This is a genomic window from Amycolatopsis sp. NPDC051045 (assembly GCF_040682955.1).
In the GTDB taxonomy this organism is placed as follows: Bacteria; Actinomycetota; Actinomycetes; order Mycobacteriales; family Pseudonocardiaceae; genus Amycolatopsis.
The window spans coordinates 155,717-179,518 of the sequence record NZ_JBFBCC010000008.1 but is presented as its reverse complement, the minus strand read 5'-3'; the positions used below and the strand labels follow the sequence as shown (position 1 = coordinate 179,518).

At 72.5% G+C, this 23,802-nt stretch carries 26 protein-coding genes; 12 read left to right on the top strand and 14 right to left on the bottom strand.

What is annotated here, in order from left to right; genetic code table 11:
- Positions 1-15: 15 nt before the first annotated feature.
- Positions 16-183 carry a hypothetical protein gene (locus AB0M80_RS20915; protein WP_364567118.1) on the bottom strand — a complete coding sequence of 56 codons (168 nt, stop codon included), beginning with the start codon at positions 181-183 and terminating at the stop codon, positions 16-18.
- A 172-nt stretch (positions 184-355) separates the two neighbouring features.
- On the opposite strand from AB0M80_RS20915, the gene AB0M80_RS20910 reads away from it, so the two are divergent.
- The 3 genes from AB0M80_RS20910 to AB0M80_RS20900 are packed head-to-tail and all read left to right on the top strand — an operon-like array spanning position 356 to position 3,637.
- Positions 356-1,501 carry a hypothetical protein gene (locus AB0M80_RS20910; RefSeq protein WP_364567115.1) on the top strand — a complete coding sequence of 382 codons (1,146 nt, stop codon included), beginning with the start codon at positions 356-358 and terminating at the stop codon, positions 1,499-1,501.
- Positions 1,498-2,928 carry a substrate-binding domain-containing protein gene (locus AB0M80_RS20905; protein WP_364567112.1) on the top strand — a complete coding sequence of 477 codons (1,431 nt, stop codon included), beginning with the start codon at positions 1,498-1,500 and terminating at the stop codon, positions 2,926-2,928. The genes AB0M80_RS20910 and AB0M80_RS20905 overlap by 4 nt, the downstream gene beginning before the upstream one ends.
- A gap of 16 nt (positions 2,929-2,944) precedes the next feature.
- Complete coding sequence (locus tag AB0M80_RS20900) at positions 2,945-3,637, top strand: hypothetical protein (protein WP_364567109.1); 693 nt, start codon at positions 2,945-2,947, stop codon at positions 3,635-3,637.
- A gap of 9 nt (positions 3,638-3,646) precedes the next feature.
- Here the strand turns inward: AB0M80_RS20900 and AB0M80_RS20895 are convergent, their stop codons facing one another.
- Positions 3,647-4,180 carry a carboxymuconolactone decarboxylase family protein gene (locus AB0M80_RS20895; protein ID WP_364567106.1) on the bottom strand — a complete coding sequence of 178 codons (534 nt, stop codon included), beginning with the start codon at positions 4,178-4,180 and terminating at the stop codon, positions 3,647-3,649.
- 104 nt (positions 4,181-4,284) lie between these two features.
- On the bottom strand, positions 4,285-6,000 hold the full coding sequence (locus AB0M80_RS20890; protein ID WP_364567103.1) for a glycosyl hydrolase family 18 protein: 1,716 nt from the start codon (positions 5,998-6,000) through the stop codon (positions 4,285-4,287).
- A gap of 286 nt (positions 6,001-6,286) precedes the next feature.
- On the opposite strand from AB0M80_RS20890, the gene AB0M80_RS20885 reads away from it, so the two are divergent.
- The 4 genes from AB0M80_RS20885 to AB0M80_RS20870 all read left to right on the top strand — a co-directional run bounded on the left by AB0M80_RS20885 (position 6,287) and on the right by AB0M80_RS20870 (position 10,665).
- Entirely contained in the window at positions 6,287-8,869 is a 2,583-nt protein-coding gene (locus tag AB0M80_RS20885) for an ABC transporter permease (protein ID WP_364567100.1), read from the top strand.
- Positions 8,862-9,554 (top strand): ABC transporter ATP-binding protein, encoded by a 693-nt coding sequence (locus AB0M80_RS20880; protein ID WP_364567097.1) that lies wholly within the window; start codon positions 8,862-8,864, stop codon positions 9,552-9,554. Before AB0M80_RS20885 ends, AB0M80_RS20880 begins: the two co-directional genes overlap by 8 nt.
- Positions 9,551-10,225, top strand: coding sequence for an ATP-binding cassette domain-containing protein (locus tag AB0M80_RS20875; protein ID WP_364567094.1), 675 nt, complete (start codon positions 9,551-9,553; stop codon positions 10,223-10,225). Before AB0M80_RS20880 ends, AB0M80_RS20875 begins: the two co-directional genes overlap by 4 nt.
- Positions 10,226-10,311: 86 nt before the next feature.
- Positions 10,312-10,665 carry a VOC family protein gene (locus tag AB0M80_RS20870; protein ID WP_364567091.1) on the top strand — a complete coding sequence of 118 codons (354 nt, stop codon included), beginning with the start codon at positions 10,312-10,314 and terminating at the stop codon, positions 10,663-10,665.
- Between the two features lie 69 nt (positions 10,666-10,734).
- On the opposite strand, the gene AB0M80_RS20865 is transcribed toward AB0M80_RS20870, so the two are convergent.
- Positions 10,735-11,574: an oxidoreductase gene (locus tag AB0M80_RS20865; RefSeq protein WP_364567088.1), complete on the bottom strand. Its 840-nt coding sequence runs from the start codon at positions 11,572-11,574 to the stop codon at positions 10,735-10,737.
- 97 nt (positions 11,575-11,671) lie between these two features.
- On the opposite strand from AB0M80_RS20865, the gene AB0M80_RS20860 reads away from it, so the two are divergent.
- Positions 11,672-12,574: a LysR family transcriptional regulator gene (locus tag AB0M80_RS20860; RefSeq protein WP_364567085.1), complete on the top strand. Its 903-nt coding sequence runs from the start codon at positions 11,672-11,674 to the stop codon at positions 12,572-12,574.
- On the opposite strand, the gene AB0M80_RS20855 is transcribed toward AB0M80_RS20860, so the two are convergent.
- Together AB0M80_RS20855 and AB0M80_RS20850 are read right to left on the bottom strand one after the other, a co-directional pair.
- Complete coding sequence (locus AB0M80_RS20855; RefSeq protein ID WP_364567082.1) at positions 12,562-12,897, bottom strand: rhodanese-like domain-containing protein; 336 nt, start codon at positions 12,895-12,897, stop codon at positions 12,562-12,564. The genes AB0M80_RS20860 and AB0M80_RS20855 overlap by 13 nt on opposite strands.
- A 16-nt stretch (positions 12,898-12,913) precedes the next feature.
- Positions 12,914-13,543 carry an NAD(P)H-dependent oxidoreductase gene (locus tag AB0M80_RS20850; RefSeq protein WP_364567079.1) on the bottom strand — a complete coding sequence of 210 codons (630 nt, stop codon included), beginning with the start codon at positions 13,541-13,543 and terminating at the stop codon, positions 12,914-12,916.
- A 61-nt stretch (positions 13,544-13,604) separates the two neighbouring features.
- Here AB0M80_RS20850 and AB0M80_RS20845 point away from each other — a divergent pair, with 61 nt between their 5' ends.
- Together AB0M80_RS20845 and AB0M80_RS20840 are read left to right on the top strand one after the other, a co-directional pair.
- Positions 13,605-14,240 (top strand): helix-turn-helix domain-containing protein, encoded by a 636-nt coding sequence (locus tag AB0M80_RS20845; protein ID WP_364567076.1) that lies wholly within the window; start codon positions 13,605-13,607, stop codon positions 14,238-14,240.
- A 60-nt stretch (positions 14,241-14,300) separates the two neighbouring features.
- Entirely contained in the window at positions 14,301-15,380 is a 1,080-nt protein-coding gene (locus AB0M80_RS20840; RefSeq protein ID WP_364567073.1) for a GDSL-type esterase/lipase family protein, read from the top strand.
- Positions 15,381-15,404: 24 nt separating this feature from the next.
- On the opposite strand, the gene AB0M80_RS20835 is transcribed toward AB0M80_RS20840, so the two are convergent.
- Positions 15,405-15,872 carry a helix-turn-helix domain-containing protein gene (locus AB0M80_RS20835; RefSeq protein WP_364567070.1) on the bottom strand — a complete coding sequence of 156 codons (468 nt, stop codon included), beginning with the start codon at positions 15,870-15,872 and terminating at the stop codon, positions 15,405-15,407.
- Positions 15,873-15,919: 47 nt separating this feature from the next.
- Here AB0M80_RS20835 and AB0M80_RS20830 point away from each other — a divergent pair, with 47 nt between their 5' ends.
- Complete coding sequence (locus AB0M80_RS20830; RefSeq protein ID WP_364567067.1) at positions 15,920-17,158, top strand: MFS transporter; 1,239 nt, start codon at positions 15,920-15,922, stop codon at positions 17,156-17,158.
- Here AB0M80_RS20830 and AB0M80_RS20825 read toward each other — a convergent pair.
- From AB0M80_RS20825 to AB0M80_RS20810, 4 genes are read right to left on the bottom strand one after another with little or no spacing between them, the layout of a single operon-like run.
- Positions 17,049-17,348 carry a hypothetical protein gene (locus tag AB0M80_RS20825; protein ID WP_364567064.1) on the bottom strand — a complete coding sequence of 100 codons (300 nt, stop codon included), beginning with the start codon at positions 17,346-17,348 and terminating at the stop codon, positions 17,049-17,051. The two genes, AB0M80_RS20830 and AB0M80_RS20825, sit on opposite strands and share 110 nt — an antisense overlap.
- Complete coding sequence (locus tag AB0M80_RS20820; RefSeq protein ID WP_013226702.1) at positions 17,335-17,559, bottom strand: hypothetical protein; 225 nt, start codon at positions 17,557-17,559, stop codon at positions 17,335-17,337. The genes AB0M80_RS20825 and AB0M80_RS20820 overlap by 14 nt, the downstream gene beginning before the upstream one ends.
- A 50-nt stretch (positions 17,560-17,609) precedes the next feature.
- Positions 17,610-18,065 carry an Lrp/AsnC family transcriptional regulator gene (locus tag AB0M80_RS20815; RefSeq protein ID WP_364567061.1) on the bottom strand — a complete coding sequence of 152 codons (456 nt, stop codon included), beginning with the start codon at positions 18,063-18,065 and terminating at the stop codon, positions 17,610-17,612.
- Positions 18,062-19,204, bottom strand: coding sequence for a Xaa-Pro peptidase family protein (locus tag AB0M80_RS20810; RefSeq protein ID WP_364567058.1), 1,143 nt, complete (start codon positions 19,202-19,204; stop codon positions 18,062-18,064). The genes AB0M80_RS20815 and AB0M80_RS20810 overlap by 4 nt, the downstream gene beginning before the upstream one ends.
- A 202-nt stretch (positions 19,205-19,406) precedes the next feature.
- Here AB0M80_RS20810 and AB0M80_RS20805 point away from each other — a divergent pair, with 202 nt between their 5' ends.
- The gene (locus AB0M80_RS20805; RefSeq protein ID WP_364567055.1) at positions 19,407-20,351 is read left to right on the top strand and encodes a 5'-3' exonuclease H3TH domain-containing protein; all 945 of its coding nucleotides are present in this window, start codon (positions 19,407-19,409) and stop codon (positions 20,349-20,351) included.
- Here AB0M80_RS20805 and AB0M80_RS20800 read toward each other — a convergent pair.
- The 3 genes from AB0M80_RS20800 to AB0M80_RS20790 all read right to left on the bottom strand — a co-directional run bounded on the left by AB0M80_RS20800 (position 20,348) and on the right by AB0M80_RS20790 (position 23,667).
- On the bottom strand, positions 20,348-21,565 hold the full coding sequence (locus AB0M80_RS20800; RefSeq protein WP_364567052.1) for a GNAT family N-acetyltransferase: 1,218 nt from the start codon (positions 21,563-21,565) through the stop codon (positions 20,348-20,350). The genes AB0M80_RS20805 and AB0M80_RS20800 overlap by 4 nt on opposite strands.
- A gap of 53 nt (positions 21,566-21,618) precedes the next feature.
- Complete coding sequence (locus AB0M80_RS20795) at positions 21,619-22,821, bottom strand: GNAT family N-acetyltransferase (RefSeq protein WP_364567049.1); 1,203 nt, start codon at positions 22,819-22,821, stop codon at positions 21,619-21,621.
- A 69-nt stretch (positions 22,822-22,890) separates the two neighbouring features.
- Positions 22,891-23,667, bottom strand: coding sequence for a DUF4333 domain-containing protein (locus AB0M80_RS20790; RefSeq protein WP_364567046.1), 777 nt, complete (start codon positions 23,665-23,667; stop codon positions 22,891-22,893).
- Positions 23,668-23,802 lie beyond the last annotated feature (135 nt).

Sequence of the window (23,802 nt, the reverse complement as noted above, 5' to 3'; positions counted from 1 at the left end):
CTCGTCTCGCTCCGGTCACCGGCCGCCCGGACCGGGTTTCGGCACATCGCCGATGTAGGGGCCGCTGCCCACCCCGCCGACCGGTGACGGGTCGGTCGGGGGACCGCTCGTGGCGGACGCCACGGGGGCGAGCAGGGCGAATGCGGCCGCGGTGAGCAAAGCGGCTGCCAAGGCACGTTTCATCGTTCGGCTCCTTCAGGTTCCCCCGTATTGTGCGGGATCCGGCTTCCAAACCACTTCCACCCTCACCGAACGCCACCACCGATCGTCCGTTCGGTCCAACTTCGGCGCAGGTCGTGGTCGCTGTCACCGCCGTCTCGTTGAATACCGGAGGACGAGGCCGGAGGGGGCTGGGGTGGAGGAACCGAAGTTCCGGGTCGTCGACCGGCGACGGCGTTTCCTGTCCTGGTTCGGGCCACCGGCCGGGGTCTTCGTGCTCGGGTTCGTCGCGTTGCTCCTGGCCGGGCACGTCCGCGGGCCGCTCGAGCCCATCACCGTGGTGCGGGCGATGCTCGCGTCCAAACGGGACTTCTTCGAAGACGAGCAGGTCAAGCGGCTGCTGATGAGCCACGGCTACCAGGTGCGGATCACCCCGGTCGGCTCGTTCGAACTGGCCGAGACCGCCGACCTGGACAGCTACCAGTTCGTGTTCCCCTCCGGGCAGGCCGCGGCCGACCGGGTCTACGAGCGCCGCCAGGGCAAGCACGCCATCGGCTACAAGCCGTTCTTCACCCCGCTCGTGCTGGGCACCTTCCGCGACTACGCGCAGGCGCTGGTCACGGCCGGAGTGGCCCGTCCCCAGTACGCCGGGGACAAGCCGCTGTACTACAGCGTCGAAATGGGCAAGCTGATGGCGCTGGTCGCCGCCAAGGTCCACTGGACGGACTACAACGCCGAGCTGAGCGCGAACCGGCTGCTCACCCAGTCGCCCGACCCGTGCCTGAGCTACTCGGGCGCGGCATACGTCGGGCTGGTCGCTTACGCGCGCTACTCGCATCCGGCGGCGACGGAAGCCGAAGCCGTCGAGCAGGCCCGCGGGATCAAGCCGATGCTGGACGCCGAAGGCCAGCACAGCGACGACATGGCGCCGAAGTACTTCGTCCCGGAGGGACGCAGCTTCGCGACCGTCGCGGTCATCTACGAGCACCAGTACCTCGCCTACCAGAACCGGCGGCTCGACAACGACCTCGCGCTGGACACCGATCGGGTGCTGATGTACCCCAGCGCCCAGCACGAGACGGCGCCCGACCTGATCTCGTTCAGCCCCGAGGGCGACGCCATCGGGTCCCTGCTGGTGTCCGATCCCGGGTTGCGCCGGCGGGCCGTCGAGCTGGGCTTCCACGTGTACTCGGCCGACACCGCCCAGTTCGACTTCGCCGGGTACCTGGCGCAGCGCCGCATCCCGGAGCCGAAGACCGCCACCGCCGACAGCGAGACCTGGCTGCCCAAGAACGCGCAGTTCCGGCGGATGGTCGACGAGATCGGGGAGTGCCGGTGGTGAGGGCTGCCCTTGTCCTGCTGTTCGTGCTCACCGCGTGCAGTCCCGGTGGGCCCGCCGACACGAAGCTCACCGTGCTGGCCACCGGCGAGCTCGCCGATCTGGGCCCGGTGCTGGCGGATCTGCGCCGTGACACCGGTGTCGAACTGGTCATGGACTACCGCGGCACGATGGAGGCGACCGCCGAACTGGACCGCGGGTTCGACGTCGCCTGGCCGGCCACCGGCCGGTTCCTGCGGCTGCGCGGCGCCGAACCGAAGCTGACGACGTCGATCATGCTCTCGCCGCTGGTCTTCGGTGTGAAAGCGAGCCAGGCGGCGAAGCTCGGCGCGCGGCCGACGTGGGCGGACATCGCCGATCGCGCCGCCGGCGGCGAGCTGACGTACGGCATGGCGGATCCGCACGTCTCCGGTAGCGGGATGGCCGCCCTGATCGGCGTCGCCACCGCGGCGGCCGGGACCGGCGCGGCGCTGCGCCCGGAGGACGTCCGGTGCGACCGGATCCAGGGTTTCCTCGCGGGCCGGGCGTTCGGCACGCCCGACGTCACCGCGGAGTACGTGCGCCGCCAGGACGAGGTCGGCGGCGTCGTCGCGCCGGAATCGACGATCCTGGCGCTCAACGCGTCGGGACGGCTGCGCGAGCCGCTCGAGGTCGTCTACCCGCGCGACGGGATCGTGCTCGCGGACTACCCGCTGATGCTGCGGAACCCGGACAAGCGCGCCGCCTACGACAAGGTCGTGCAGTGGCTGCGCACGCCGGCGGCGCAGCAGGCGATCATGGACCGGACGTTCCGGCGCCCGGCCGATCCGGCGTTGCCGCGCACGGGAAAACTGGCCACGCCGATCGGGAATCCGCTGTACTTCCCGGACCGCCAGGAGGTCGTCGACCGGCTGCTGCAGGCCTACGACCGCGCGGGCACCGGAGCTCGGGTGATCTTCGTGCTGGACTACTCGCTGTCCATGGCCGGGCCGCGGGTGGCGGCGCTGCGCCGGGCGTTCGCCGCGCTGAACGGGTTCGACCGGTTCTACGTCGGCGAGCAGGTGACGATCATCCGGTTCGCCGGCGACGTGCTGGAGGAGCGCGCGATCACGGTGTCGCGCAAGGAGGACGTCGACGCGCTGCAGGCGGTCGTGGCGTCGGCGGACCTGCGGCCGTACACGGCGATCTGGTCGGCGCTCGAGCACGCCTACCGGATCGCGAAGCCGGGCACGTCGATCGTGCTGATGACCGACGGCGAGAACAACGCCGGCCTGGGCCTGGCCGCGTTCCTGGGCGGCAGGCACGACGCCGGGCCGACGTACGCGATCCGTTTCGGCGAGGCGAACCCGGCCGAGCTCGGCCGGGTCACCGCCGCGACCGGCGGGCGCGTCGTCGACGGCAACGCGGAATCGTTGACGGAGGCGGTGAAAGAGCTTCGTGGATGTCGATAGGGCAATGCTGTGGTCGGTGCTGGACGGGTGGGTCTGGGTCTGGGGCGCGACCGTGCTGGCCGCGGTGGTGACGCTGGTCGTGCTGGTGTTGGGGGTGCTGCGGCGCAGCCGTCCGGTGCTGCTGCCCGGCCTGCCGTTCTACCTGGACGAGCCCCGCGTGATCGAGATCTGCCAGCAGGGCGGTTACGGCGACATCGCGAAGCGGACCATCACGGAGTTCGTCCGGCGGCACACCGACGGCTCGTTCGGGTTCACCAGCCAGTGGTTCAAGTTCGGCCGTGGCGGCAACCGCGGGCACGAGACGGAGACGAGCTACGACGTGCACGTCACCGCGAACACCCTGCTGGGCCTGGCGCTGCAGTCGCTGGAGGCCCAGCACGGCGTCGTGCACGCGAACCTGACGACCAGCCTCGTGCAGGGCGACCGGGCGTGGCGCCGGACGCGCTCGCCGCTGCTGTCGGAAGTCCACGACGGCTACGTGGTGCTGCAGGGCAAGTTCACCGTCGCCGAGGAATCCGACGACGAGGTCGTGCTGCACGCGCGGATCGGCGGCCACGACGCGTGGGTGCGGGTGGCCTGCCACGACGACCACCTGCGCCGCAAGGAGGTGCCGAAAGGTCAGTTCAACGCGCGGTGCCTGGGCAAGAGCCAGACGTGGCGGCCGGACAGCGGTGAGCTGGTCGTCCTGCCGATCGCGGTGCTGCAGTAGGCGGCGCTTTCAGCGGAGGTACCCGCCGGTGGCCAGGCGCTTGCCGATCTGGTCGTAGACGGCCTGGTCGTCCGGGGCGACCGTGGCCAAGCCGTCGACGTACCGGTTGAACAGGCAGAACGACGCCGCGATCAGCACGGTGTCGTGGATTTCGACGTCGGTGGCGTCCTCGGCGCGGGCCGCGGCGATCAGCTCGCCGGTGACCGCCCGGCCGGACTCGCGGACGGCGAGGGCGACCCGCAGCAGCGCCTTGACCTTCGCGGACACGGGGGCGTCGTCGATGCCGCCGCACGCGGCGTCGACCACCGCGCGGCCGCCGTCGAGGGTTTCGGCGGCCACGGCGGCGTGGCTGCCGGTGCAGAAGCGGCACTCGTTGCCGTGCGACACGACGGTCGCGATCAGCTCGCGTTCCCCGACCGTGAGGGTGCTGGGGCCGCGCAGGAGGACCTCGGCCAGTTGCCCGAGCGGGGCGGCGGTCTCCGGCCGGTAGGCGAAGAGCGCGGAGATGCCCGGCAGGTCCGGGTCGAGCGGGATGTGCGGCATCGGTTCCTCCTCGGCGGGACGGAAGATCGTCCCCCGGGGAGTCTTTCGGCTCGCGGCGGCCCGGCCAACCTCCGTGTTGCCCAACCGGGCCGCCGCCGAACGCCTCAGCCGATGGCGAAGTCGTCGGCGTAGACGGCGCTTTGGCCGTACCAGCCGTGGACGTACACCGTCACCGCACCCGACGCGCCGGTCGTGAACGGCACCGACAGCCGGGTCCAGCCGCCACCGGAGGTCCACGTGCTCGCGTTCGCTCCGCCCCGGACGCCGACGTAGGCGTAGCTGCCCTGCACCCACGCCGTGAGCGTGTAGGCGTGGTTCGGCGCGAGCGTGACGTTCTGCGCCGCCTCGCCGGTGGCCGACGCCGAGGGCACCACCTGCAGCGCGTGGGTGCCCGAGTGCGCCGGCGAAGCGACGATCGCGTCGCCGGGGGCGCTCCACGGGCTCGTCGCGCCGGTTTCGAAGCCGCCGTTGACGATGCCGCCCGCGGGCGGGGTGCCGTTGACGGTGAGGGTGAAGGTGGCGCGGTGGCTGCCGGAGGCCGCGGCGCCGGTCACGGTGAGCGGGTAGCTGCCGGGGACGGCCGCTGCGGTGGTGCTCACCGAGAGCGTCGCGCTGCCGCCCGCGGTCACCGAGCCCGGGCTGACGGACGCGGTGACGCCGGCGGGCGCGCCGGTGACCGACAGCGTCACCGGCTGGGCGGAGCCGGCTGTCACGGCGGTGCTCACGGTCGCCGACGCCGAGCCGCCGGGGTCCACGGCGGCCGAGGCCGGGTTCGTGGCGAGGGAGAAGTCGTTGCCGGGTACGGAGGTGCCGCCGGTGAACGGCTCGAAGGCGTGGCTGAAGAACCACGTGTCCTGGGCGATGCCGGAGCAGTTGTCGGCGGCCGCGCCGCCGGGGCAGCTGCCGTTGTCGCGCTGCAGCGCCCAGAAGGACAGGGTGTTGATGCCCTTGGAGACGGCCCAGTTGTAGACGGTGGCGGCGTCGGCGGTGGTGAACGTCTCGGCCGGCCCGAAGTCGTCGACGCCGATCATCTCGGTGATCCCGACCATCGCCCACAGCCGGTCCTGCGTCCGGCCCGGGTACAGCGCCCCGAGCTGGCTCACCAGGCCGTTCGCCGAGGTCTGGGTGTCGGTGGCCATCTCGTGCGCGGCGTTGTCGTAGTAGTCGAAGGTCATCATGTTCACGACGTCGACGCGGGTGCCGTTGGTGACGGCGTTGCGCAGCACGTTCAGCCCGCTGTCGGCGAGGCCGCGGGTGGTCGTGGGCAGGGTGTAGGAGATCTGCAGGGAGCGCCCGGAGGCCGCGGCCCAGTCCTGGACCTTCTTGATGGCCTTGTTGCGGCGGTCGATACCCGCGGAATCGGTGAGGGAGTTGTCTTCGATGTCCATGTCGAGCCGGGGGACGTCGTAGGTGGTGATGACCGACTCGTAGGCCGCGACGATCGAGTCGACGCTGGTGCAGCTGTCGGCGATCTCGGTGCCGGTGTTGTCGGCGGTGTAGCCGCCGAAGGACGGGATGACGTCGCCGCCGCGTGCCCGGATGGTGGCGATGTCGGAGCCGAAGGTGGCGCCGGAGACCGGCATGCCGGTGTCGCCGTTCCAGTACACCGTGCAGGAGCCCTTACTGGCGGCCTGCAGGAACGCCATGGTCAGGTGCTTGGCCCCGGACTGCTGCGCCAGCGCGGCGGGGCTCTCGCCGGTCCAGGCCTCGAAGTACGGCGCGAAGACGTGCGCGGGCAGCGGGGTGGCCGCTTGGGCGGTCCCGGCCGCGGCGACCAGGCCACCCGCCGAGAACGCCGCCAGGGCCAGGGAAACGGACAATCGGGAGAAAGGTCTGCGTCGACGCATCTGCGCTCCAGTGCCGGCGGGAAGCCGTGCGGCGGCGGTGCACGGCGGGACCGCTTCAGGATTGGATCAGACCAATCAGCCCGTCAAGGTCCAGACCACTAAACCGGCCGGATGGCGGCCGTGGTTGCTCGGCGACGCAACTCCGGGACGAACACAGGGCGTGAGCAACGATCGTGCCAAAAACGTTCCAACTGCGCGGGGTTGGCCGGTAGCGTGCGCGTCCATGCGGGTGTTACGGGGGAAGAATGGACAACGCAGAGTGACCAAGCCGTGGCGGGCGGCCCCGAAGGCTGCCCTCTCCAGCCCGCTGACGCTGATCGTGGCGGCCGTGACGTCGTTGCTGGCCTGCTTCCTCGGCACGGCCGCGGTGCTGCAAGCCTCCGCGGCCGGCGGCGCGGCGGTGCAGTACCAGACGGGAATCACCTGCCCGGACAGCTACGGCCCGATGTTCGGCAAGGGCAACATGCCGGTGCAGGACATCCCCGCGGTGACCGGCGCGATCCAGCGGCACGCCGCCGCCCACGGTTTCGGCGCGCCCGTCGTCGGCCAGTTCACCAACGTGCTCCGCGGCACCCGGTTCAACGGCGACCCGCACTACAAGATCCGCCTCGGCTACCGCGACCAGGTCGGGCTGGACAACCTGACGCTGCAGCAGGGCACGCGCGCGCCGGGGCTGTGGCTGGGCAACGTGGTGGCCGACGCCGAGCACATCGGCGTCGGCGCGAAACCGGGCATCCAGGGCGTCGCACTGCCGCCGGTCACCGGCATCTACCGCGACCTGCTCGACCCACCGCCGCGGTGGTGGTGCTCGCAGCAGTCCGGGGCCGTCATCGACCGGCTGGTCGACGACCCGATCGACTCCATCGTCTTCGCCACCGACCGCAAGACCTTCGACGACACGATCAAGGCGATCGGCCTGCCGACGATGCAGTACTTCCACGTCTCCTTCTACGAGCCGGCGCCGGCCACCCTGAGCGCGGCGGAGGACCTGCTGCAACGCTCGCGCGACCTGATCGCCGACGTCCGCGCCGACCTGACCGCCCAGGGCCTCGGTGCGCTGATCGCCGCCGACGTCCCGACGTTCCAGCGTTCGGTGCAGATCTCCCGCCAGGCCCAGGACAACGTGTTCGTCTCGATCCTGCCGCTCGCCCTGATCAGCGTCCTGGTCGGCTGCGCCGGCCTCGGCACGGTCGCCCTGCAGTGGTACCAGCGGCGGCACGCCCAGCTGCGGCTGCTTTCCGCGCGCGGCAGCGGCCCGGCGGCACTGGGCGGGCTCGCCGTCGCCGAACTGGGCCTGCCCATCCTGCTCGGCGGCGCCGCCGGCGCGGTCGCCGCACGGGTGCTGCTCGGCGTGTACGGCCCACCCGGCGCGCCGGATCCGGCGGCCGAGCTGCGCGCCGCCGGAGTCGCGGCGGGCACGCTGGCGGTGTCGCTGGTGCTGCTGGCCCTCGTCGTCGCCGTGCGGGTGCACCGGGAATTCGAACTCGGCCGGGTGCGCCGCACCGGCAACCGGGTGCGGCTGCTGGCGTACTTCCCGTGGGAGCTCGCGACGGCGGGCATGGCGTGGCTGGGCTGGACCCGCCTGGCGCACTACGGCACCACGTCGCGGCTGGGCAATCCCCTGCCGCAGATCGATCCGCTGGCGCTGACCTACCCGGTGTTCGTGGTGCTGACCGTGGGCCTGCTGACCGCGCGGCTGGCGTGGCTGGCGCTGCACGCCTCGCACCGGGCCCGGTTCTGGTCGCACCCGGCGCTGCAGCTGGCGATCCGGCGGCTGGCCGGCGCCCGCGCCCCGGTGACCGGGGTGCTCGTCATCGGCACCCTCGCCATCGGCACGCTGGCCACCGGCCTCGGCATCGCCCGCGGCCAGGAGGAGGCCCTGGACACCAAGTCGGCGATCTTCGTCGGCAGCAACGCCCGCCTCGACACCGACAGCCCGATCGGCATGGGTACCGTCGCGATGCCCGCGTCCATGGCCGGGACCAGCACGGTGGTCGGCGAGCTGACCGGCACCGGCAGCGTGGTGCTCGTGGTCGACCCCGCGACGTTCGCCCGCGGCGCCGCGGTGGACCACGTCCCGGCCGGTGACCTCGACGGCCTGCTGCGGAAGATTTCGCAGCCGGACCCGCGCGGCACGCCGGTGATCCGCGTCGGGCACACGGCCAAGCAGGACGGCAAGCTGCCCGACGGGCTGCCCGACGCGGTCGTCGCCGGCGACCTGCCGGTGTTCCCGATGATCGGCACCTCCCCCGGCTACGTCGTCTCCCGCACGGTGCTCAGCCACGCGCAGCTGGACGGCATTCCGAAGTGGAGCGTGCTGACGACGTCGCCGATGGCGGAGGCGACCACCGCGCTGCGCGCCGCGGGGGTGTTCATCCCGAACCGCATCAGCCGCGAGTCCGCTTTGGACGGTCTGCCGTTCTTCGTGGTGTCGTGGACGTTCTCGTTCGTCGCGCTGCTCGGCGCGGTGCTCGGGGTGGTCGCGATCCTGGCGCTGCTGGTGGCGGTCGAGGTACGGCGGCGGCAGAACGCCCTGGCCGGGGCGCTGGTGCTGCGGATGGGCATGCGGCCGCGGACGCTGCTGGCCAGTCACCTCATGGAACTGGGCGCGATCAGCGGGCTGGCGATCGTCGTCGGGGTCGCGTGCGGGATCTCGGTGGCGGGCCTGTCGGTACCCCGGTTCGACCCGGCCACGTTCCTCGCGCCCCGCTCGGAACTGCCGAACCCGCTGCCGTTCGTGCTGACCGTCGTCCTGATCGGCGCGGCGGTCGTCGCGCTGGCCGGCTGGATCGCGGTGCGCTCGGTGCGCACCGCCCGGACCGCGGAGCTGATCCGTGCCTGACAAACCCATCTTCTCCCTCCGCGGCATCGGCGTCGACTACCCGACGCCCGCCGGGATCGTCACCGGCGTCGACGACGTCAGCATCGACGTGCCCGCCCGCGGCATGACCGTGCTCGCCGGGCCGTCCGGCTCGGGGAAGTCGACGCTGCTGCGGGTGCTGGGACTGTTCGAGCAGCCCGCCCGCGGCACGCTGACCTTCCAAGGCGCCGACGTCCGCAAGCTCAAGCACCGGGAACGGCGGACGCTGCGCCGCCACCACCTGGGGCTGGTGTTCCAGAACCCGTCCGACAACCTGCTGGGCTACCTGAACGTGGCCGACAACCTGCGCGCCGCGGCCGAGGCCGCCGGGACCGACTGCAATCCCGACGACATCCTCGGGCAGCTGGGCCTGCACGGCACCGGCGGCTGGAAGATCGCCGCACTGTCGGGCGGGCAGCAGCAGCGGCTGGCGTTCGGGTGCGTGCTGGCCGCGCAGCCGACGGTGATCCTCGCCGACGAGCCGACCTCACAGCTGGACGAAGCCTCGGCCGACCTGGTGCTGGACACCCTGCGGTACCTGGTGGACCAGGATTTCGCCGTGCTGGTCGCCTCACACGACGAACGCCTCATCGACCTCGGCGCGCGGGTGGCCCGGCTGCACAAGGGCGCGCTCGAAGGCATCGAAGAACGGGAGCCGCTGCCATGACCGAATCCCTCGTGGAAGCCGTCGGCCTGCGCCGCAGTTTCGCCCACCCCAGCGGGGACGTCGAGGTGCTGCGCGGGCTGGAGCTGCGCGTCGGCGCCGGTGAACTGGTGACCGTGTCGGGCCGGTCCGGGTCCGGCAAGAGCGCGCTGCTGGCACTGCTGTGCGGCTTCGACTCCCCCGACTCCGGCTGCGTGCTGCTCGACGGGGTCCCGATCAGCGGCGCGCCGCCGTGGCACACCTGCGCGGTGCTGCCGCAGGCGCTCGGGCTGGCCAACGAGCTGACGATCGCGGAGAACGTCGCGCTGCCGCTACGGCTGCGCTCCGACGTCCCCCGCCCGTCCCCCGCGGCGATCACCGGCCGGGTCACCGAGCTGCTGGCCGAGCTGGGCATCGGCGAACTCGGCGACCGCTACCCCCTGGAGGTCTCGTTCGGGCAGCAGCAGCGGGTCGCGCTGGCCCGCGCAGTCGCCGGCCGGCCACGGGTCCTGCTCACCGACGAACCGACCGCGCACCTGGACGCGGGCAGCACGCCACGGGTGCTGCGGCTGCTGCGCCGCTGCGCCGACGAGGGAGCGGCCGTGATCGTCGCGACCCACGACGAAGAGGTCCACCGCATCGCCGACCGCCGCGTCCGCCTGCTCGACGGGGTGCTCACCGCACTGCTCGGCTGACCGATCAGGAATCGAGAAGCGCAGGTCACCGGGCTGCGAATAGCGTCATCGCCGTACCGCAGACCACGACTTCAGGAGCACCGACGATGAGCACCCAGGGGATCAAAACCGTCCTGCACCCCGTCACCGACCTGGCCGCGGCCAAGGCCGTCTACACCGCCCTGCTGGGCACCGAGCCGCAGGCCGACGCGCCCTACTACGTCGGCTACGACACCGAGGGCCAGCACATCGGCCTGGTGCCGAACGGCGCGCAGCAGGGCATGACCGGGCCGGTGACGTACTGGCACGTCACCGACATCAAGGCCAAACTCGCCGAAGTGACCGCGGCGGGCGCGACGGTCAAGGACGAGCCGAAGGACGTCGGCACCGGACGCCTGGTGGCGACCTTCACCGACGCCGACGGCAACGTCCTCGGACTGCTGCAGGACCCCCAGTCCTGACGGCACAGTCCTGACGGCACAGTCCCAACGGCACAGTCCCAACCGGCACTGGTCCTCATCGGCACAGTCCTACCCGAACGCGGTGGCCCGGCTGACCTCTTCCCAGGCGGCCAGGTCCGCCGCGACGGCCTCGTGGTGGGCGCGGATCGCATCGACGGCGTCCGCGCCCAGCGCGAGCCGCAGCGGTGCGTCGTCGCTGTCCACCGCGCGGATGATCGCCGCGGCGGCCTTGGCCGGGTCACCGGGCTGGGTGCCGTCCATGTTCTCGACCGCTTCACGCGTTCCGGCGGTCGAAACGGCGTAGGCGTCGATCGTGCGGGACCGGTGCATCCGGCCGCCACCGAACTCGGTGCGGAACGCGCCCGGCTCGACGATCAGCACCTTCACCCCGAACGGCGCGACCTCCGCGGCCAGTGCCTCCGAGATGCCCTCCAAGGCGAACTTCGTGGCGCAGTAGGCGCCGTAGCCGGGCGGGGACAGCTGCCCGCCCATCGAGCTGATCTGCACGATCGTGCCGCTGCCCTGCGCACGCAGGTGCGGCAGCACCGCCTTGGTGACCGCGGCCGCGCCGAAGAACATGACCTCCATCAGCGCGCGCAGTTCGTCCATGGTGAGTTCTTCGACCGCGCCGACCGAGCCGCTGCCCGCGTTGTTGACCACGACGTCGATCCGGCCGAACTGCTCGAGCGCGGTCTTCACCGCAGCCTCGATCTGCCCGGCGTCGGTGACGTCCAGTGCCGCGGTCCGGACCCGGTCAGCGCCGCGCTCCTGCAGTTCCGCCAGGGTGTCCGGCCGCCGGGCGGTGGCCAGCACGCGGTCACCCGCGGCCAGCGCGGCGAGCGCGATTTCCCGGCCGAAGCCGGCGGAGCAGCCGGTGATCAGCCAGACGCGGCCGTCGGTGTTCGTCATCTTCGTGTCCTCCCAGTGCTTTCCTCCCTTCCATCCTGGAGACGATCAAGGCCGCGCCGCCAACACCGATGTCCTGCCGCGGCTACAGTCTGAGCCTGTGACCCCCGAGTTGCGGCAGCTTCGCTACTTCGTCGCCGTCGCCGACGCCACCAGCTTCACCCGCGCCGCCGCCGGGCTGCACATCGCGCAGCAGTCGCTGTCCCAGCAGATCACCGCGCTGGAACGCACCCTCGGCGCGCGGCTGTTCGACCGGGACGCGCGCGGAGCCCGCCTCACCGCCGTGGGCCGGCTGTTCCTCCCGGAGGCCCGCGCGGTGCTGGCCCGCGCCGAAGAAGCCGTCGCGACGCTCGGGCGGGCGGTGCGCGGCGAGATCGGCGACGTCCGGCTCGTCTTCCTCGCCACGACGGCGAACTACCTGCTGCCACCGGTGGTCCGCGCGGCGCGGGAGCGGTTCCCCGAGCTCGCGGTGACCACCGCCGAGGCGTCGATCGCCGAACTCGTGGACGGCCTGCGCGAGGGCCGGTTCGACCTGGCGTTCACCCGGCCGCCGCTGGTCGGGGGCCTGACGTCCCGGACCCTGCTCACCGAAGAGGTGTGCGCCGTGCTGCCCGCGGAACACCCCCTGGCCGGGCGCGCCTCGCTGAAGCTGGCCGACCTGGCGGACGAACCCTGGGTACTGACCCCGCGCGCCGCCTGGGAACCCTGGCACCGCAGCTACGACGACGACTTCGCCGCCGCCGGCTTCACCCCGCGGGTGGTGCAGCGCGCCGCCACCGTGCAGGGACTGCTGGGGCTGGTCGCCGCCGGCGTCGGGGTCACCCGGCTGGCCCGTTCGTCGCACAGCCTCCGCCGCACCGGCGTGGCGTTCGTGCCCCTGGACGGCGACTTCGCCCGCACGGAGCTGGTGTGGGTGCCGGGCAACGACAACCCGGCAGTGCGCACGATCACCGACGTCGCGGTCGAGCTGGCGGCGGCCACGGACCTGACTCAGGCGGGCTGATCGCTTTCGGTCGGCAGGCCGGCGCGCACCCAGTCCTCGATGCCCGCGGCGTACTTGCGGACGTCGGTGTAGCCCAGCCGTTCCAGCTGCGCGGCGACCTGGCCGCTGTTGGCGCAGGCGGGGTTGGAGCAGTAGGTGACGATCGGGGTGGCCTTGTCCGGCAGCAGTTCCGGCGCCTTCGCCGCGACGTCACCGGCGACGAGGTTGACCGCCCCCGGCAGGTGCCGGGTCGCGTAGTAGGACGCGGGGAGCGCGTCGACGAGGACGATGCCGCCGGACGCGAGCCCGGCCCGGAGTGCGTCGCGGTCGATGGTCTCGGTCATGGTCTTCCTTTCGGGGTCAGAACGTCTTGGCGGTGTCGCGAGCGGCTTCGGCGGCGATCCGCCCGAGGTCGTCGGCATCGCCGGTGAGGGTGGGGTGGAACCGGATCTCGGTGACGTCGTCGATGCCGGTCCAGTTCAGCCACCCGGTGAAGAACGGCGACTGGAAGTCCGCGCCGAACTCACGACCGAGGCCGGGCGCCCACACCGCGCTCGTGTAGATGACCGCCGCCCGCTTGCCGCGGTCTTCGAGGAGGTGCCGGTAGCCGGCGACGGGGTCGACGCCGAAGATCCAGCCGGGCTGGGAGACGACGTCGACGAACTGCTTGAGCACGTACGGCACGCCGGAGTTCCACATCGGCACGCTGAACAGGAGCCGGTCGGCCGCGTCGAAGCGGGCGAACGCCGCCTTCGCCGCCGCCCAGGCTTCGGCTTCCTCGCCCTGCGGGGTACCGCCCCCGAAGACGGTCATCTTGGCCCGGGCCGCGGCCGGACCGAACGCGGGCAGGGAGCCGTCCCAGAGGTCCCACTCGTCGATGTCGGCGTCAGGGTGGAGGCTGCGGTAGGTGTCCAGGAAAGTAGCTGCCAGACGCAGCGACTGCGAGTCTTCGCCACGAGGGGACGCGGAAATGTGCAGCAAATCGGGCATGGCGGTGCTCCTCGGAGGGACCCGGCTTCCGCCGGACGAAGAATCGGACTAGAGTCCGCTTATGTCCTCCCACCGTAGCGGACCGCAGTCCGCTTCGTCAACGCCGGCCGAACTGCCGGTCCTCGGCGCCCCCGTCCGCGAGCGGGCGGACGCCGCCCGCAACCGGATCCGGGTCCTCGAAGCCGCGGAAACCCTCTTCGCCGAGCGCGGCGTCGACGCCGTCACCATGGACGACGTCGCAGGCGCCGCCGGCGTCGGCAAAGGCACCCTCTACCGCCGCTTCGGCGACAAGGCCGGCCTCGCCATGGCCCTGCTCGACCAGCGGGAACGCGAACTGCAGGAGCAGATCCTCACCGGCACCCCACCCCTGGGCCCCGGCGCCCGGCCCGCCGACCGCCTCGGCGCGTTCGTCGAGGCCTACCTGGAGTTCCTCGACCGACAACTGGACCTCGTCCTGCTCTCGGAAACCGCCACGACCGGCGCGCGGTTCCGGACCGGCGCCCACACCCTGTGGCGGCAGCACTGCCGCCACCTGCTCGAAGCCGGCGGCGCGGCCGCCCCCGAGATCGCCGCGGACGTCCTGCTCGCGGCCCTGGCGGCCGACCAGGTCCGGCACTGGCGACGGGACCGGGAAATCGACTCGGCAACCCTCACCCAGTCGCTCGTCCGGCTGGTGCGGACCTGGCTGCCGGGCTGAAACGGTGACGCACGGTGGCCGAAGCCGGAGTCGATCACCCGGTCCGTAGAATCGACGGCAATGCGACGTCTTCGGTGGTACTGGGGAGCCCTCGTCCTCGTGTGCGTGGCCCTGCTGGCCGGGTTCTTCGTCTTCTTCGGCTCCGAAAGCAAGCCAGGGCAACCACAACCACGACAAGGCCCACCGGGCACCGGCCCGCTCACCGTCGTCGCCATGGGTGACAGCACCGTCTCCGGAGAAGGCGCCGGCCGGTACACCGCCACCACCAACGGCCAGGGCGGCAACTGGTGCCACCGCTCCCCCGACGCCTTCGTGGAGAAGATCGCCGCCCCCGGCGTCACCGCGCACGTCAACCTCGGCTGTTCCGGCGCACCCGCCGAGCAGGTCGCCCTCGGCGACGTCAAGCAGTGGACCGAGGGATCGCAGGCGCAGCAACTGGCCGCACTGGTGAAGGACCACCGGGTCGCCGCGGTGGTGATCGCGGTCGGCGCGAACGACGAGCCGAAGTTCTCCAACCAGGTCAACGAGTGCTTCAAAGCCTGGTTCGACGCCGGCGGCCCCGCGTGCAGCACCGCACTGAAGCAAACCTGGCAGTCCAAAGTGGACGCGATGGTGCCGAAGGTGACAACCGCCGTCTCGGACGTGAAGACGGTCCTCGCCCAGGCCGGCTACGTGCCCGCGGACTACCAGCTGATCCTGCAGTCCTACGCCGCACCCATCGGCCCGGACCTGCCGGAAGACCTGCGCACCCTCAACGGCTGCCCGTTCCGCACCGAGGACCTGCGCTGGATCGCCCAAACCGGCATCGGCGTCCTCTCCTCCGGCCTCAAAGCAGCCGCCCAGCAGACCGGCGCCCGGTTCCTGGACCTGGCCAAGGCGGGCGTCAAGCACGAGGCCTGCAGTGGCGGCGCGAACCCGGCAACGGAATGGTTCACCCGGCTGACCCTGCAGCTGGCCGACCTCGGCCACGCCGAGCGCGCCGGGCACGCGCTGCAGGAGTCGTTCCACCCCAACGCCGCCGGCCACACGGCGATCGCCGGCTGCCTGACGGAGTTCATCGCGACCAAGGAAGGCAACGCGTCGTGCCTCGCGGGCGCGGACGGGAAACTCCACGCGATCCCGGAGGTCGTGGCCCGCTGACCCCGAGGGTCGGTCCGGGGTACGTCAGGGCACCTTGCGGACGGTGGTCGTGTCCGCGTCGGCGGGGGTGCCGTCCGCAGTCGCCGGCCGCAGCGGCGGGAGCGGGACGCCGTGGTCGTCCACGAGGACCGAATGGGTTTCGCCGGGAGCGAAGGCGTGCCGTTCGCCCCACTGACGCAGAGCGACGACGACCGTGAACAGGTCGCGTCCGGCCGGGGTGAGGGTATAGACCGGCCGCCGGCCTGAAGGTGCGGCCTGCCGGTCGAGGACGCCGCGGTCGACCAGGCGGCGGAGCCGGTCGGTGAGGATGTTGCGGGCGATCCCGGTGCGCTGCCGGAAGTCGGTGAACGACCGCGCGCCGTCCATGGCGTCGCGGACGACGAGCAGGCTCCAGCGGTCCCCCACGAGGTCGAGCGTGCGCGCCACCGGGCAGTTCGGGTCGGTCCAGCTTTCGGTCACCACACCTCCGGATGAGTTGCTGTTTGAAACCATTCTGTCGTACGGTGCCATCAGTTGCAAACTGCTACCGATGGGCTGGAATGGGACGGAACACGCTGCTGGCCGCGGTCTGCGCGGTCGCGGTCGCGAGCATCTACGTCGCGCAGCCGGTGCTCGCCGGCATCGGCGCGGACCTAGGGCTGCCGGCGGCCGGCCTGGGGTGGATCGTCGCGGCCGGCCAGCTCGGCTACCTGGCGGGGCTGGCGTTGCTCGTCCCGCTGGGCGACCTGCTGGACCGGCGCACGCTCATTGCGGGCCACCTGGTACTGACGGCGGCGGGCACGGTGCTCGCCGCGGCCGCGACCCGGCTCTGGGTGTTGCTGGCCGGGCTGGCCGTCGCCGGGCTGTTCGCGGTCGTCGTCCAGACGACGGTCGCCTACGCCGCGGCCCGGTCCACGCCCGGTGAGCGCGGCCGCACCCTCGGCGCGGTGACCTCCGGGGTCGTCCTCGGCATTCTCGGCGCCCGCGTCGCGGCCGGCGCCCTGGCCACCGCGTGGGGGTGGCGCAGCGTGTACGTCGTGCTCGCTGTGCTCCTGGTGACGCTGGCCGGTCTCGTGCTGAGGACGCTGCCGGCCGACCCACGCGGTGATCGCTCCTCCTACCGGGACGCGCTGACCTCGCTGGGCGGGCTGTTCCACGAGCGGCTGTTCGTCTCGCGCGGGTTGATCGCGTTCTTCCTGTTCGCCTCGTTCGGCACGTTGTGGAGCGGGCTGGCGCTGCCGCTCGCGGCCGCGCCGTGGCGGCTGAGCGCGGCGCAGATCGGGCTGTTCGGGCTGGCCGGCCTCGTCGGCGCGCTGGGGGCCGCCCGGGCGGGACGCTGGGCCGACGCGGGGTTCGCGCGCGCTGTCACCGGCAGCGCGCTCGCCCTGCTCGCTGTGTCCTGGGCGGCGATCGGACAGGCGTCGTGGTCCCTGGGGTTCGTCGTCGCCGGTGTGGTCGTGCTCGACTTCGCCGTGCAGGCCGTGCACGTGAGCAACCAGCACCTGCTGGCCACAGCGCATCCGGATCGCACCAGCAGCGCCATCGGCGGCTACATGCTTTTCTACTCGCTCGGCTCGGCCCTCGGCGCGACCGCGACGACGACCGTGTTCGCCGGCACGGGTTGGCCGGGTTCCAGCGTCCTCGGCGCCGGGTTCGCCGTCTGCGCCTTCACGGTCTGGGCGAGCGGCTTCAGAGGTCGAGGGCGGCGCGCAGGGCGATGTCGATGCGTTCCTGGACGTCCTGGTCGATCTCGGCGACGCGTTCGTCGAACCAGGGGCGGTAGAGCCGGGTCAGGTTGAGCGTCGACACCCAGTAGCGGGCGTCGACCGCCACGCCGAGGATGTCCATCGGGTCGCGGTCGAGCAGTTCGGTGCCGAGCAGCCAGGGCCGCTCGGACTCGTTCACCCCGTCCGAGGACAGCAGCACCACCGTGCGCTGCCGGGCCGGTTCGGTCGGGGGGTGGTACGTCCAGACTTCACCCCTGCGCACGCAGATCCTTTTCCGCCGCGTTGCGCTCGGCCTCGTCCGATTCCGCGACGGCCGGTTCCGGCCTCTGCGGGGTGTAACCCGTGCGCACCGCCTCGCGCCTGGCCGCCTTCGACAGCCAGGACGAGACCGAGATTCCGTGGGCTTTCGCGGCTCGTTCGGCGAATTCCAGTGCGCCGCTGTCCAGCGAAAGAGTGACCTTACGTGTTGCCATACCTTTTACCGTACCAGCGCCGATGTTCTGACACCAGCGGGGCGCCGGCGTCAGAACGTCGGCGAACGTCCCTCGAACGGCGTAGAGAGCACCACCGTCGTCCGGGTCGACACCTTCGCGGCCTCCCGGATCCGGCGCAGCAGGTCCTCCAGCGCCAGCGGCGACTGGACGCGCACCAGCAGGATGTAGGACTCGTCGCCGGCGACCGAGTAGCACGACTCGATCTCCTTGATGTGCTGGATCCGCTGCGGGTAGTCGTCCGGCGCGCCCGGGTCGTTGGGCGTCAGCGAGATCAGCGCCGTCAGCGGCAGCCCGATCTGCCCGCCGTCGAGCCGCGCGGTGTAGCCGAGGATGACCCCGCGCTGTTCGAGGCGGCGCACCCGCTGGTGCACCGCCGACACCGACAGCCCGACCCGCTCGGCGAGATCGGTGAAGCTGCGCCGCCCGTCCGCCGCGAGCTCCTGGACGATCGACTGGTCCAGCGGCTCCAGGCCGCCGGTCGTCATGCGTCCAGCACGACGAGCTCGTGCGGCTGGTTGTTGACGGACTCGACGCCGCCGGCGGTCACGATCACGATGTCCTCGATCCGGGCACCCCACCGGCCCGGCTGGTAGATGCCCGGCTCGACGCTGAAGGCCATGCCCGGCTCCAGCGGCAGCGCGTTGCCGGCGATGATGTACGGCTCCTCGTGCACGTCCAGGCCGATGCCGTGGCCGGTGCGGTGGATGAAGTACTCCCCGAAGCCCGCCTCGGTGATGACGTCCCGCGCGGCGGCGTCCACCTGCTCGGCGGTGACGCCCGGCCGCACCGCGGCGACCGCGGCGGCCTGGGCGCGCTGCAGCACGGCGTAGGTCTCGGCCACGTCGGCGTCGCGCGGCTCGCCGACGGCGTAGGTGCGGGTGGAGTCGGAGTTGTAGCCGGCCGGCAGCGGCCCGCCGATGTCGACGACCACGACGTCACCCTTCTCGATGACGCGGTCGGAGACGTCGTGGTGCGGGCTGGCGCCGTTCGGGCCGGAGCCGACGATCACGAAGTCGGCCCGGAGGTGGCCCTCCTCGACGATGGCCGCGGCGATGTCGGCGCCGACCTCGGCCTCGGTGCGGCCGGGCCGCAGCCACTCGTGCACGCGGGCGTGCACCCGGTCGATCGCCGCACCGGCCTCCCGCAGCGACGCGATCTCGGCGGCGTCCTTGCGCATCCGCAGCTCCCGCACGACCGGCCCGGCCAGGGTCTGCTCGGCCTCGCCGAGCGCGGCCCGCAGCGCCAGCACGTGCAGGGCCGGGGTGAAGTCGCTGACCGCGACCCGGCCGGGCTTGCCGAGCCGGTCCGCGACGAGCTTGTAGGGGTCGTCGCCGTCGACCCAGGTGAGCAGCTCGACACCGAGCTCGTCGGTGGGGACGTCGGCGTACCCGGGCGCCTCCAGCTTCGGGACGACCAGCGCCGGGGTGCCGTCGGCCGGGACGACGAGGGTGGTGAGCCGCTCGAACGAGCCACCGGCCTGGCCGAGCAGGTAGCGCAGATCGGAGCCGGGCGCGATCAGCAGGGCGTCGGTGCCCGCGGCAGCCGCGGCGGCACGGGCACGGTCCAGCCGGGCACGAAGGGCGGCGGCGTCGGGGGCGGGCGTGTGGAGGGAACGGCGCGACATGAGGCCGAGCCTAGTGGGGCGCCCCGGCTCCCCGGCCCGCCCGGGCCTGCGACATGCCGGGCCGGGTGACGTGGCTCCCCCAAGCCGTGAATGCCACCTTGGGAGACTTTACGTCCCTCAAGGTGGCATTCACGGCCTTGCTCGCGGGATGCCCGGCCGGCACCTCCCCCGGTATTCACCCGGCTCGTGGCAGGCTGTGCGGGTGACCGGACCCCTTGCCCTGCTCGACTCCGCGAGCCTGTACTTCCGTTCGTTCTTCGCCCTGCCCGACTCGATGCGCGCCGCGGACGGGACGCAGGTGAACGCCGTGCGCGGGTTCGCCGACACGATCGCGCGGATCCTCACCGACCGGCGCCCCGCGCGGCTGGTGTGCTGCCTGGACGCGGACTGGCGGCCGAAGTTCCGCACCGATCTGCTGCCCAGCTACAAGGCGCACCGGGTGGCCGAGGAGACCGGCAGCGGCCCGGACGTCGAAGTGGTGCCCGACACGCTCACCCCGCAGGTGCCGATCATCCTCGACCTGCTCGAAGCCTTCGGGTTCGCCACCGCCGAAGCCGCCGGCTACGAAGCCGACGACGTCATCGGCGCCCTGGCGACCCGCGAGCGGACCGACCCGGTCGAGGTGATCACCGGCGACCGCGACCTGTTCCAGCTGGTGCGCACCGAGCCGTCGCCCGCGTCGGTGATCTACGTCGGCAAGGGCTGGGCCAAGGCCGAGGTGCTGGGACCGGCCGAGATCGCCGAGCGCTACAGCCTCCCCCGCGAGACGGCCGGGCCGGCGTACGCGGACATGTCGGTGATGCGCGGCGACCCGTCCGACGGGCTGCCCGGCGTCGCGGGCATCGGCGAGAAGACCGCGGCGAAGCTGATCACGCAGTTCGGCTCGCTCGACGCCCTGCTGGCGGCGGCCACGGCCGGGGACTCCCGCGTCCCGCTCAAGACCCGGCTGCGCCTGAAGGACGCGGCGGACTACCTGGCCGTCGCACCGACCGTGGTGCGGGTGGCGGTCGACGCGCCGGTGGAGCAGTCCCGCCCCGACACCGTCCCGGCGACGCCGGCCGACCCGGAGCGGGTCGCCGAGCTGGCCGAGCGGTGGAACCTCGGCAACTCGGTCGAGCGGCTGCTCAAAGCCCTGCCGGGCGTCTAGAAGTGCGTGCCGCACCACGGCGCGCTGACCGTGGTGAACAGCTCGTCGGCCCGGGCGGGCGCAGCCGCGTCGCGGACGTCGATGCGGCCCGCTTCCGCCAGCGCCGTCGCGCTCCACTGACCCAGGTACAGCATCCCGAGGGTGTCGACGTCGAGCGCCAGGTCCGCGGCCGCGTCGGTGCGCCGGGCGCCGTCCGGGCCGATCTCGTAGTGCCCGGTGTTGGCCGGCAGCAGCCGGTCGGTCACCGCGAGCACCACGGGGCCGGCCGCGCGGTAGGTGCGGGCGGCGAGCGCCGCCGCGACGTCGACCGGCCGCAGCCACAGGTCGTCCTCGACGGCGAGGGTGGCCGCGTGCCGGTGGTCGGTCAGCAGCAGGGCCAAGGGCTCGTCGACCGGGCGGTGGCGGGCGTGCACCCCGGAGACCAGGTCGACCGACAGCAGGTACCGCCACAGCGCGGCCCGGGCGGCCGGGCCGGCGGCGTGCAGGTCGTGGACGTCCAGCACGGCGCCCTGGTCCGGCGCCTCGAAGGACCGCCGGTTGATCGTGGCGTACACGACGAAACCGTCGTCCCCGTCCGGTCCACTGTGGACAGCGACGAGGTGGCTGCCGTCCGGGCCCACGTGCCCGTCGTGCGAGATCGGCCACCACAGCTCCGGCCGCGCGATCATGCCCGGCCGGTGCAGCCCGATCCGCCGGTACAGCGCCGGAAGCTCCTTCACGGCATCCTCGGGCGTGAGCAGCCGGACGTCGCCGCCGGCCGGGACGCGCTCGTGCAGCCGGGCCGCGGGCCGCGCCACCCGCAGGGTCTTGCCGAGCGCGGCCGAGCCGTAGCCGAACCGGCCGTAGATCGTGGGTTCGCTGGCGTGCAGGACGGCCAGCGGCAGCCCCCGCGCGGCGATGTCCGCCAGCTGCGTCGCCATCATCGCGCTGAGCACCCCGCGGCGGGTCCGGTCGGCGCGGACGCCGACCCCCTCGACCGCGGCGGCCGGCACCGACCGACCGCCCGGGACGGCGATCTCGGTGTCGAAGGAGCTGACGATCCCGATCGGGGCCCCGCCCTCGAACGCGCCGAACTTGCGCGCCGCGGGCCAGGAATTCCCGACGCGGGTCCAGACGTCGTCGGTGACGCGCTGGGTGTGCAGCGCGCGGCGCAGGACGTCGAACGTGCTGCGCCGCTCTTCCTCGGTGATCGGGCGGACGTCGAAGGCGGTCATCCTCCCGATCCTGCCGTCCGGTGCCGGGCCCGGCACCCGGTTTTCGCACCCGCTCAGAAGTGGCTGCCGCTCCAGGACGCCACGCGGGTGCCGAAGAGCAGGTCCGCGGCCGCGGGGGCGGCCGGGTCACGGACTTCGATGCGGCCCGCGCCGGCCAACGCCGAAGGCCGCCAGGTGCCGAGGTAGACCATGGCCAGGGTGGTGACGTCCAGGCGGAGCCCGGCCTGCCGGTCCGTGCGCTCCGCGCCCTCCGGAGTGATGCGGTAGGTGCCGCTGTTGCCCGGCAGCAGCGGGTCGGTCACCTCCAGGACCACCGGGGTGGCGGGCCCGTACTCCCGGGCCGCCAGCGCCTGCGGGACGTCGACGAGCCGGATCCAGTGCTCGTCCCCGATCCGGTCGACGTTACCGTGGCGGTGGTCGGCCAGCAGCAGCTCGATCGGATCGTCGAGCGGGCGCGAGTCGGCGACGATCCGGTCCACCAGGTCGATCCCGAGCAGGAACCGCCACAGCCCGGCGTAGGCGGCCGCGGAGCCGGCGAACAGGTCCATCACCTCCAGGATCTTGGTCCACGGATGGGCCGGCACGCCGTCGACGAAATAGGTGGCGAACCCGTCCGGCCCGCCGGGACCGTGGTGCACGACCGCCTTCACCGGCGACGTGTGCCGGCGCGCCTGGTTTTCGTAGAGCCGCCACAGCACCTCGGGCCGGGTCATCATCCCCGGCCGGTGCTCGAGGCGGTCGTACACGCCGGGACAGGCTTCGAGCGCCCGGTCGAGGTCCAGCAGTTCCAGCTCGCCGCCCACCGGGGCGTCCGGACGCAGCCGCGCCCGGTGCCGGTCGATGCTGTAACCGCGGTACCGCGTGGCCAGCCCGTAGCCGAAGCGGCCGTAGATCAGGGCTTCGGACGCGAGCAGGTTCGCGAACACCACTCCGCGCGCGGCGAACTCCTCCAGCTGCGCCGTCATCAGCGCGCGCAGCACACCACGGCGGGTGCGGTCCGCGCGGACGCCGACGGAGGTGACCCCCACCATCGGCAGCCGGGCCCCGCCCGGCACGGTCAGCTCGGCGTCGAAGGACCGCGCGGTGCCGATGAGCTCCGGATCGAACGCCCCGATCGTGCCTCCGGGCTGGTAGTACCGGGCCGCATACCGCCATTCGGTGTCGTCGGCGGGCGGGAAGTGCACGGTCGCCCGGAACAGGTCGCTCGCCGCCCGGTGCTCCCCGGCGTCCATCGTCCGGATCTCGAAGTCGCTCATGCCCGGATCATCTCCGGAAACGACGAAGCCCGGCCACCGGAAACACCGGCGGCCGGGCCTGAAGCCGTGCTACTTCGAGACGGGCGGGGACACCTCGTAATTGCCGCCGTCGCCCTTCACCGTGATCGGCACCTGCTGCGGCTTGCCGGCGATCGTGGCGGTGCACGCGAACTTCGCGCCGTCCTCCACCTTCTGCTCGGCGGGACAGGTGACACCGGTGACGCCGTCGATCTTGTAGGTCTCGGTCAGCAGCTTCTGCACGTCGGTCTGCATCTGGGTGTTGTTGAAGACCTGCGTCTTCAGGAACCCGGGCGCGACGAAGCCGAGGATGAGGAAGACGGCGACCGCCACGACCGCCGCGATGGCGCCGATCAGCAGGCCCTTCTTCGACTTCGCCGGCTTCTCCCCCTCCGGAGCGGCTCCAGCGGGGAACTGCTGGCCGTAGTCGTACTGGCCGGGCGGCTGCTGCCCGTACTGCGGCTGCGCCTGGGGCCCGCTCTGCGGGTACGCACCGCCCGGCTGCTGCCCGCCGTACTGCGGCTGGGCCTGCGGGCCGCTCTGCGGGTACCCACCGCCGGGCTGCTGCCCGTACGGCGGCGGCTGCTGACCCCACTGCGGCTGCTGCGGCGGGGTGTACCCGCCCGGCTGCTGCCCCCACTGCTGGGGTTGCTGGGGTTGCTGGGGTTGCTGCGGCTGGCCCCACTGCTGCTGGTTCGGGTCGGGCGGAGGCTGTTGCGGCTGCCCCCACTGCGGCTGCTCCTGGGAGCCGCTCGGCGGGTATGCGCCGCCGGGCTGCTGCCCGTATTGGGGCTGCTGTGGGTCGTTGCCGCCATACGGCGTGCTCATCGTCTGCCTCCGCCTGCTTCGCTCATCTCGCTGTCCACCCCGAACCACCGGCAAGCCGCGCGCACGGTGTCGCAGGCGATCCAACCACAGGTCGGAGCCGAGCACACGTGGCCACGCGCACCACCCACGCTACCG

Coding starts and splice junctions, on each gene's coding strand:
- AB0M80_RS20915 (WP_364567118.1), bottom strand. CDS start 183: ATGAAACGTGCCTTGGCAGCCGCTTTGCTCACCGCGGCCGCATTCGCC.
- AB0M80_RS20895 (WP_364567106.1), bottom strand. CDS start 4,180: ATGCCGCACATCCCGCTCGACCCGGACCTGCCGGGCATCTCCGCGCTC.
- AB0M80_RS20835 (WP_364567070.1), bottom strand. CDS start 15,872: ATGGTTTCAAACAGCAACTCATCCGGAGGTGTGGTGACCGAAAGCTGG.
- AB0M80_RS20870 (WP_364567091.1), top strand. CDS start 10,312: ATGAGCACCCAGGGGATCAAAACCGTCCTGCACCCCGTCACCGACCTG.
- AB0M80_RS20790 (WP_364567046.1), bottom strand. CDS start 23,667: ATGAGCACGCCGTATGGCGGCAACGACCCACAGCAGCCCCAATACGGG.
- AB0M80_RS20810 (WP_364567058.1), bottom strand. CDS start 19,204: ATGTCGCGCCGTTCCCTCCACACGCCCGCCCCCGACGCCGCCGCCCTT.
- AB0M80_RS20865 (WP_364567088.1), bottom strand. CDS start 11,574: ATGACGAACACCGACGGCCGCGTCTGGCTGATCACCGGCTGCTCCGCC.
- AB0M80_RS20815 (WP_364567061.1), bottom strand. CDS start 18,065: ATGACGACCGGCGGCCTGGAGCCGCTGGACCAGTCGATCGTCCAGGAG.
- AB0M80_RS20845 (WP_364567076.1), top strand. CDS start 13,605: ATGTCCTCCCACCGTAGCGGACCGCAGTCCGCTTCGTCAACGCCGGCC.
- AB0M80_RS20830 (WP_364567067.1), top strand. CDS start 15,920: ATGGGACGGAACACGCTGCTGGCCGCGGTCTGCGCGGTCGCGGTCGCG.
- AB0M80_RS20875 (WP_364567094.1), top strand. CDS start 9,551: ATGACCGAATCCCTCGTGGAAGCCGTCGGCCTGCGCCGCAGTTTCGCC.
- AB0M80_RS20840 (WP_364567073.1), top strand. CDS start 14,301: ATGCGACGTCTTCGGTGGTACTGGGGAGCCCTCGTCCTCGTGTGCGTG.
- AB0M80_RS20795 (WP_364567049.1), bottom strand. CDS start 22,821: ATGAGCGACTTCGAGATCCGGACGATGGACGCCGGGGAGCACCGGGCG.
- AB0M80_RS20800 (WP_364567052.1), bottom strand. CDS start 21,565: ATGACCGCCTTCGACGTCCGCCCGATCACCGAGGAAGAGCGGCGCAGC.
- AB0M80_RS20820 (WP_013226702.1), bottom strand. CDS start 17,559: ATGGCAACACGTAAGGTCACTCTTTCGCTGGACAGCGGCGCACTGGAA.
- AB0M80_RS20850 (WP_364567079.1), bottom strand. CDS start 13,543: ATGCCCGATTTGCTGCACATTTCCGCGTCCCCTCGTGGCGAAGACTCG.
- AB0M80_RS20855 (WP_364567082.1), bottom strand. CDS start 12,897: ATGACCGAGACCATCGACCGCGACGCACTCCGGGCCGGGCTCGCGTCC.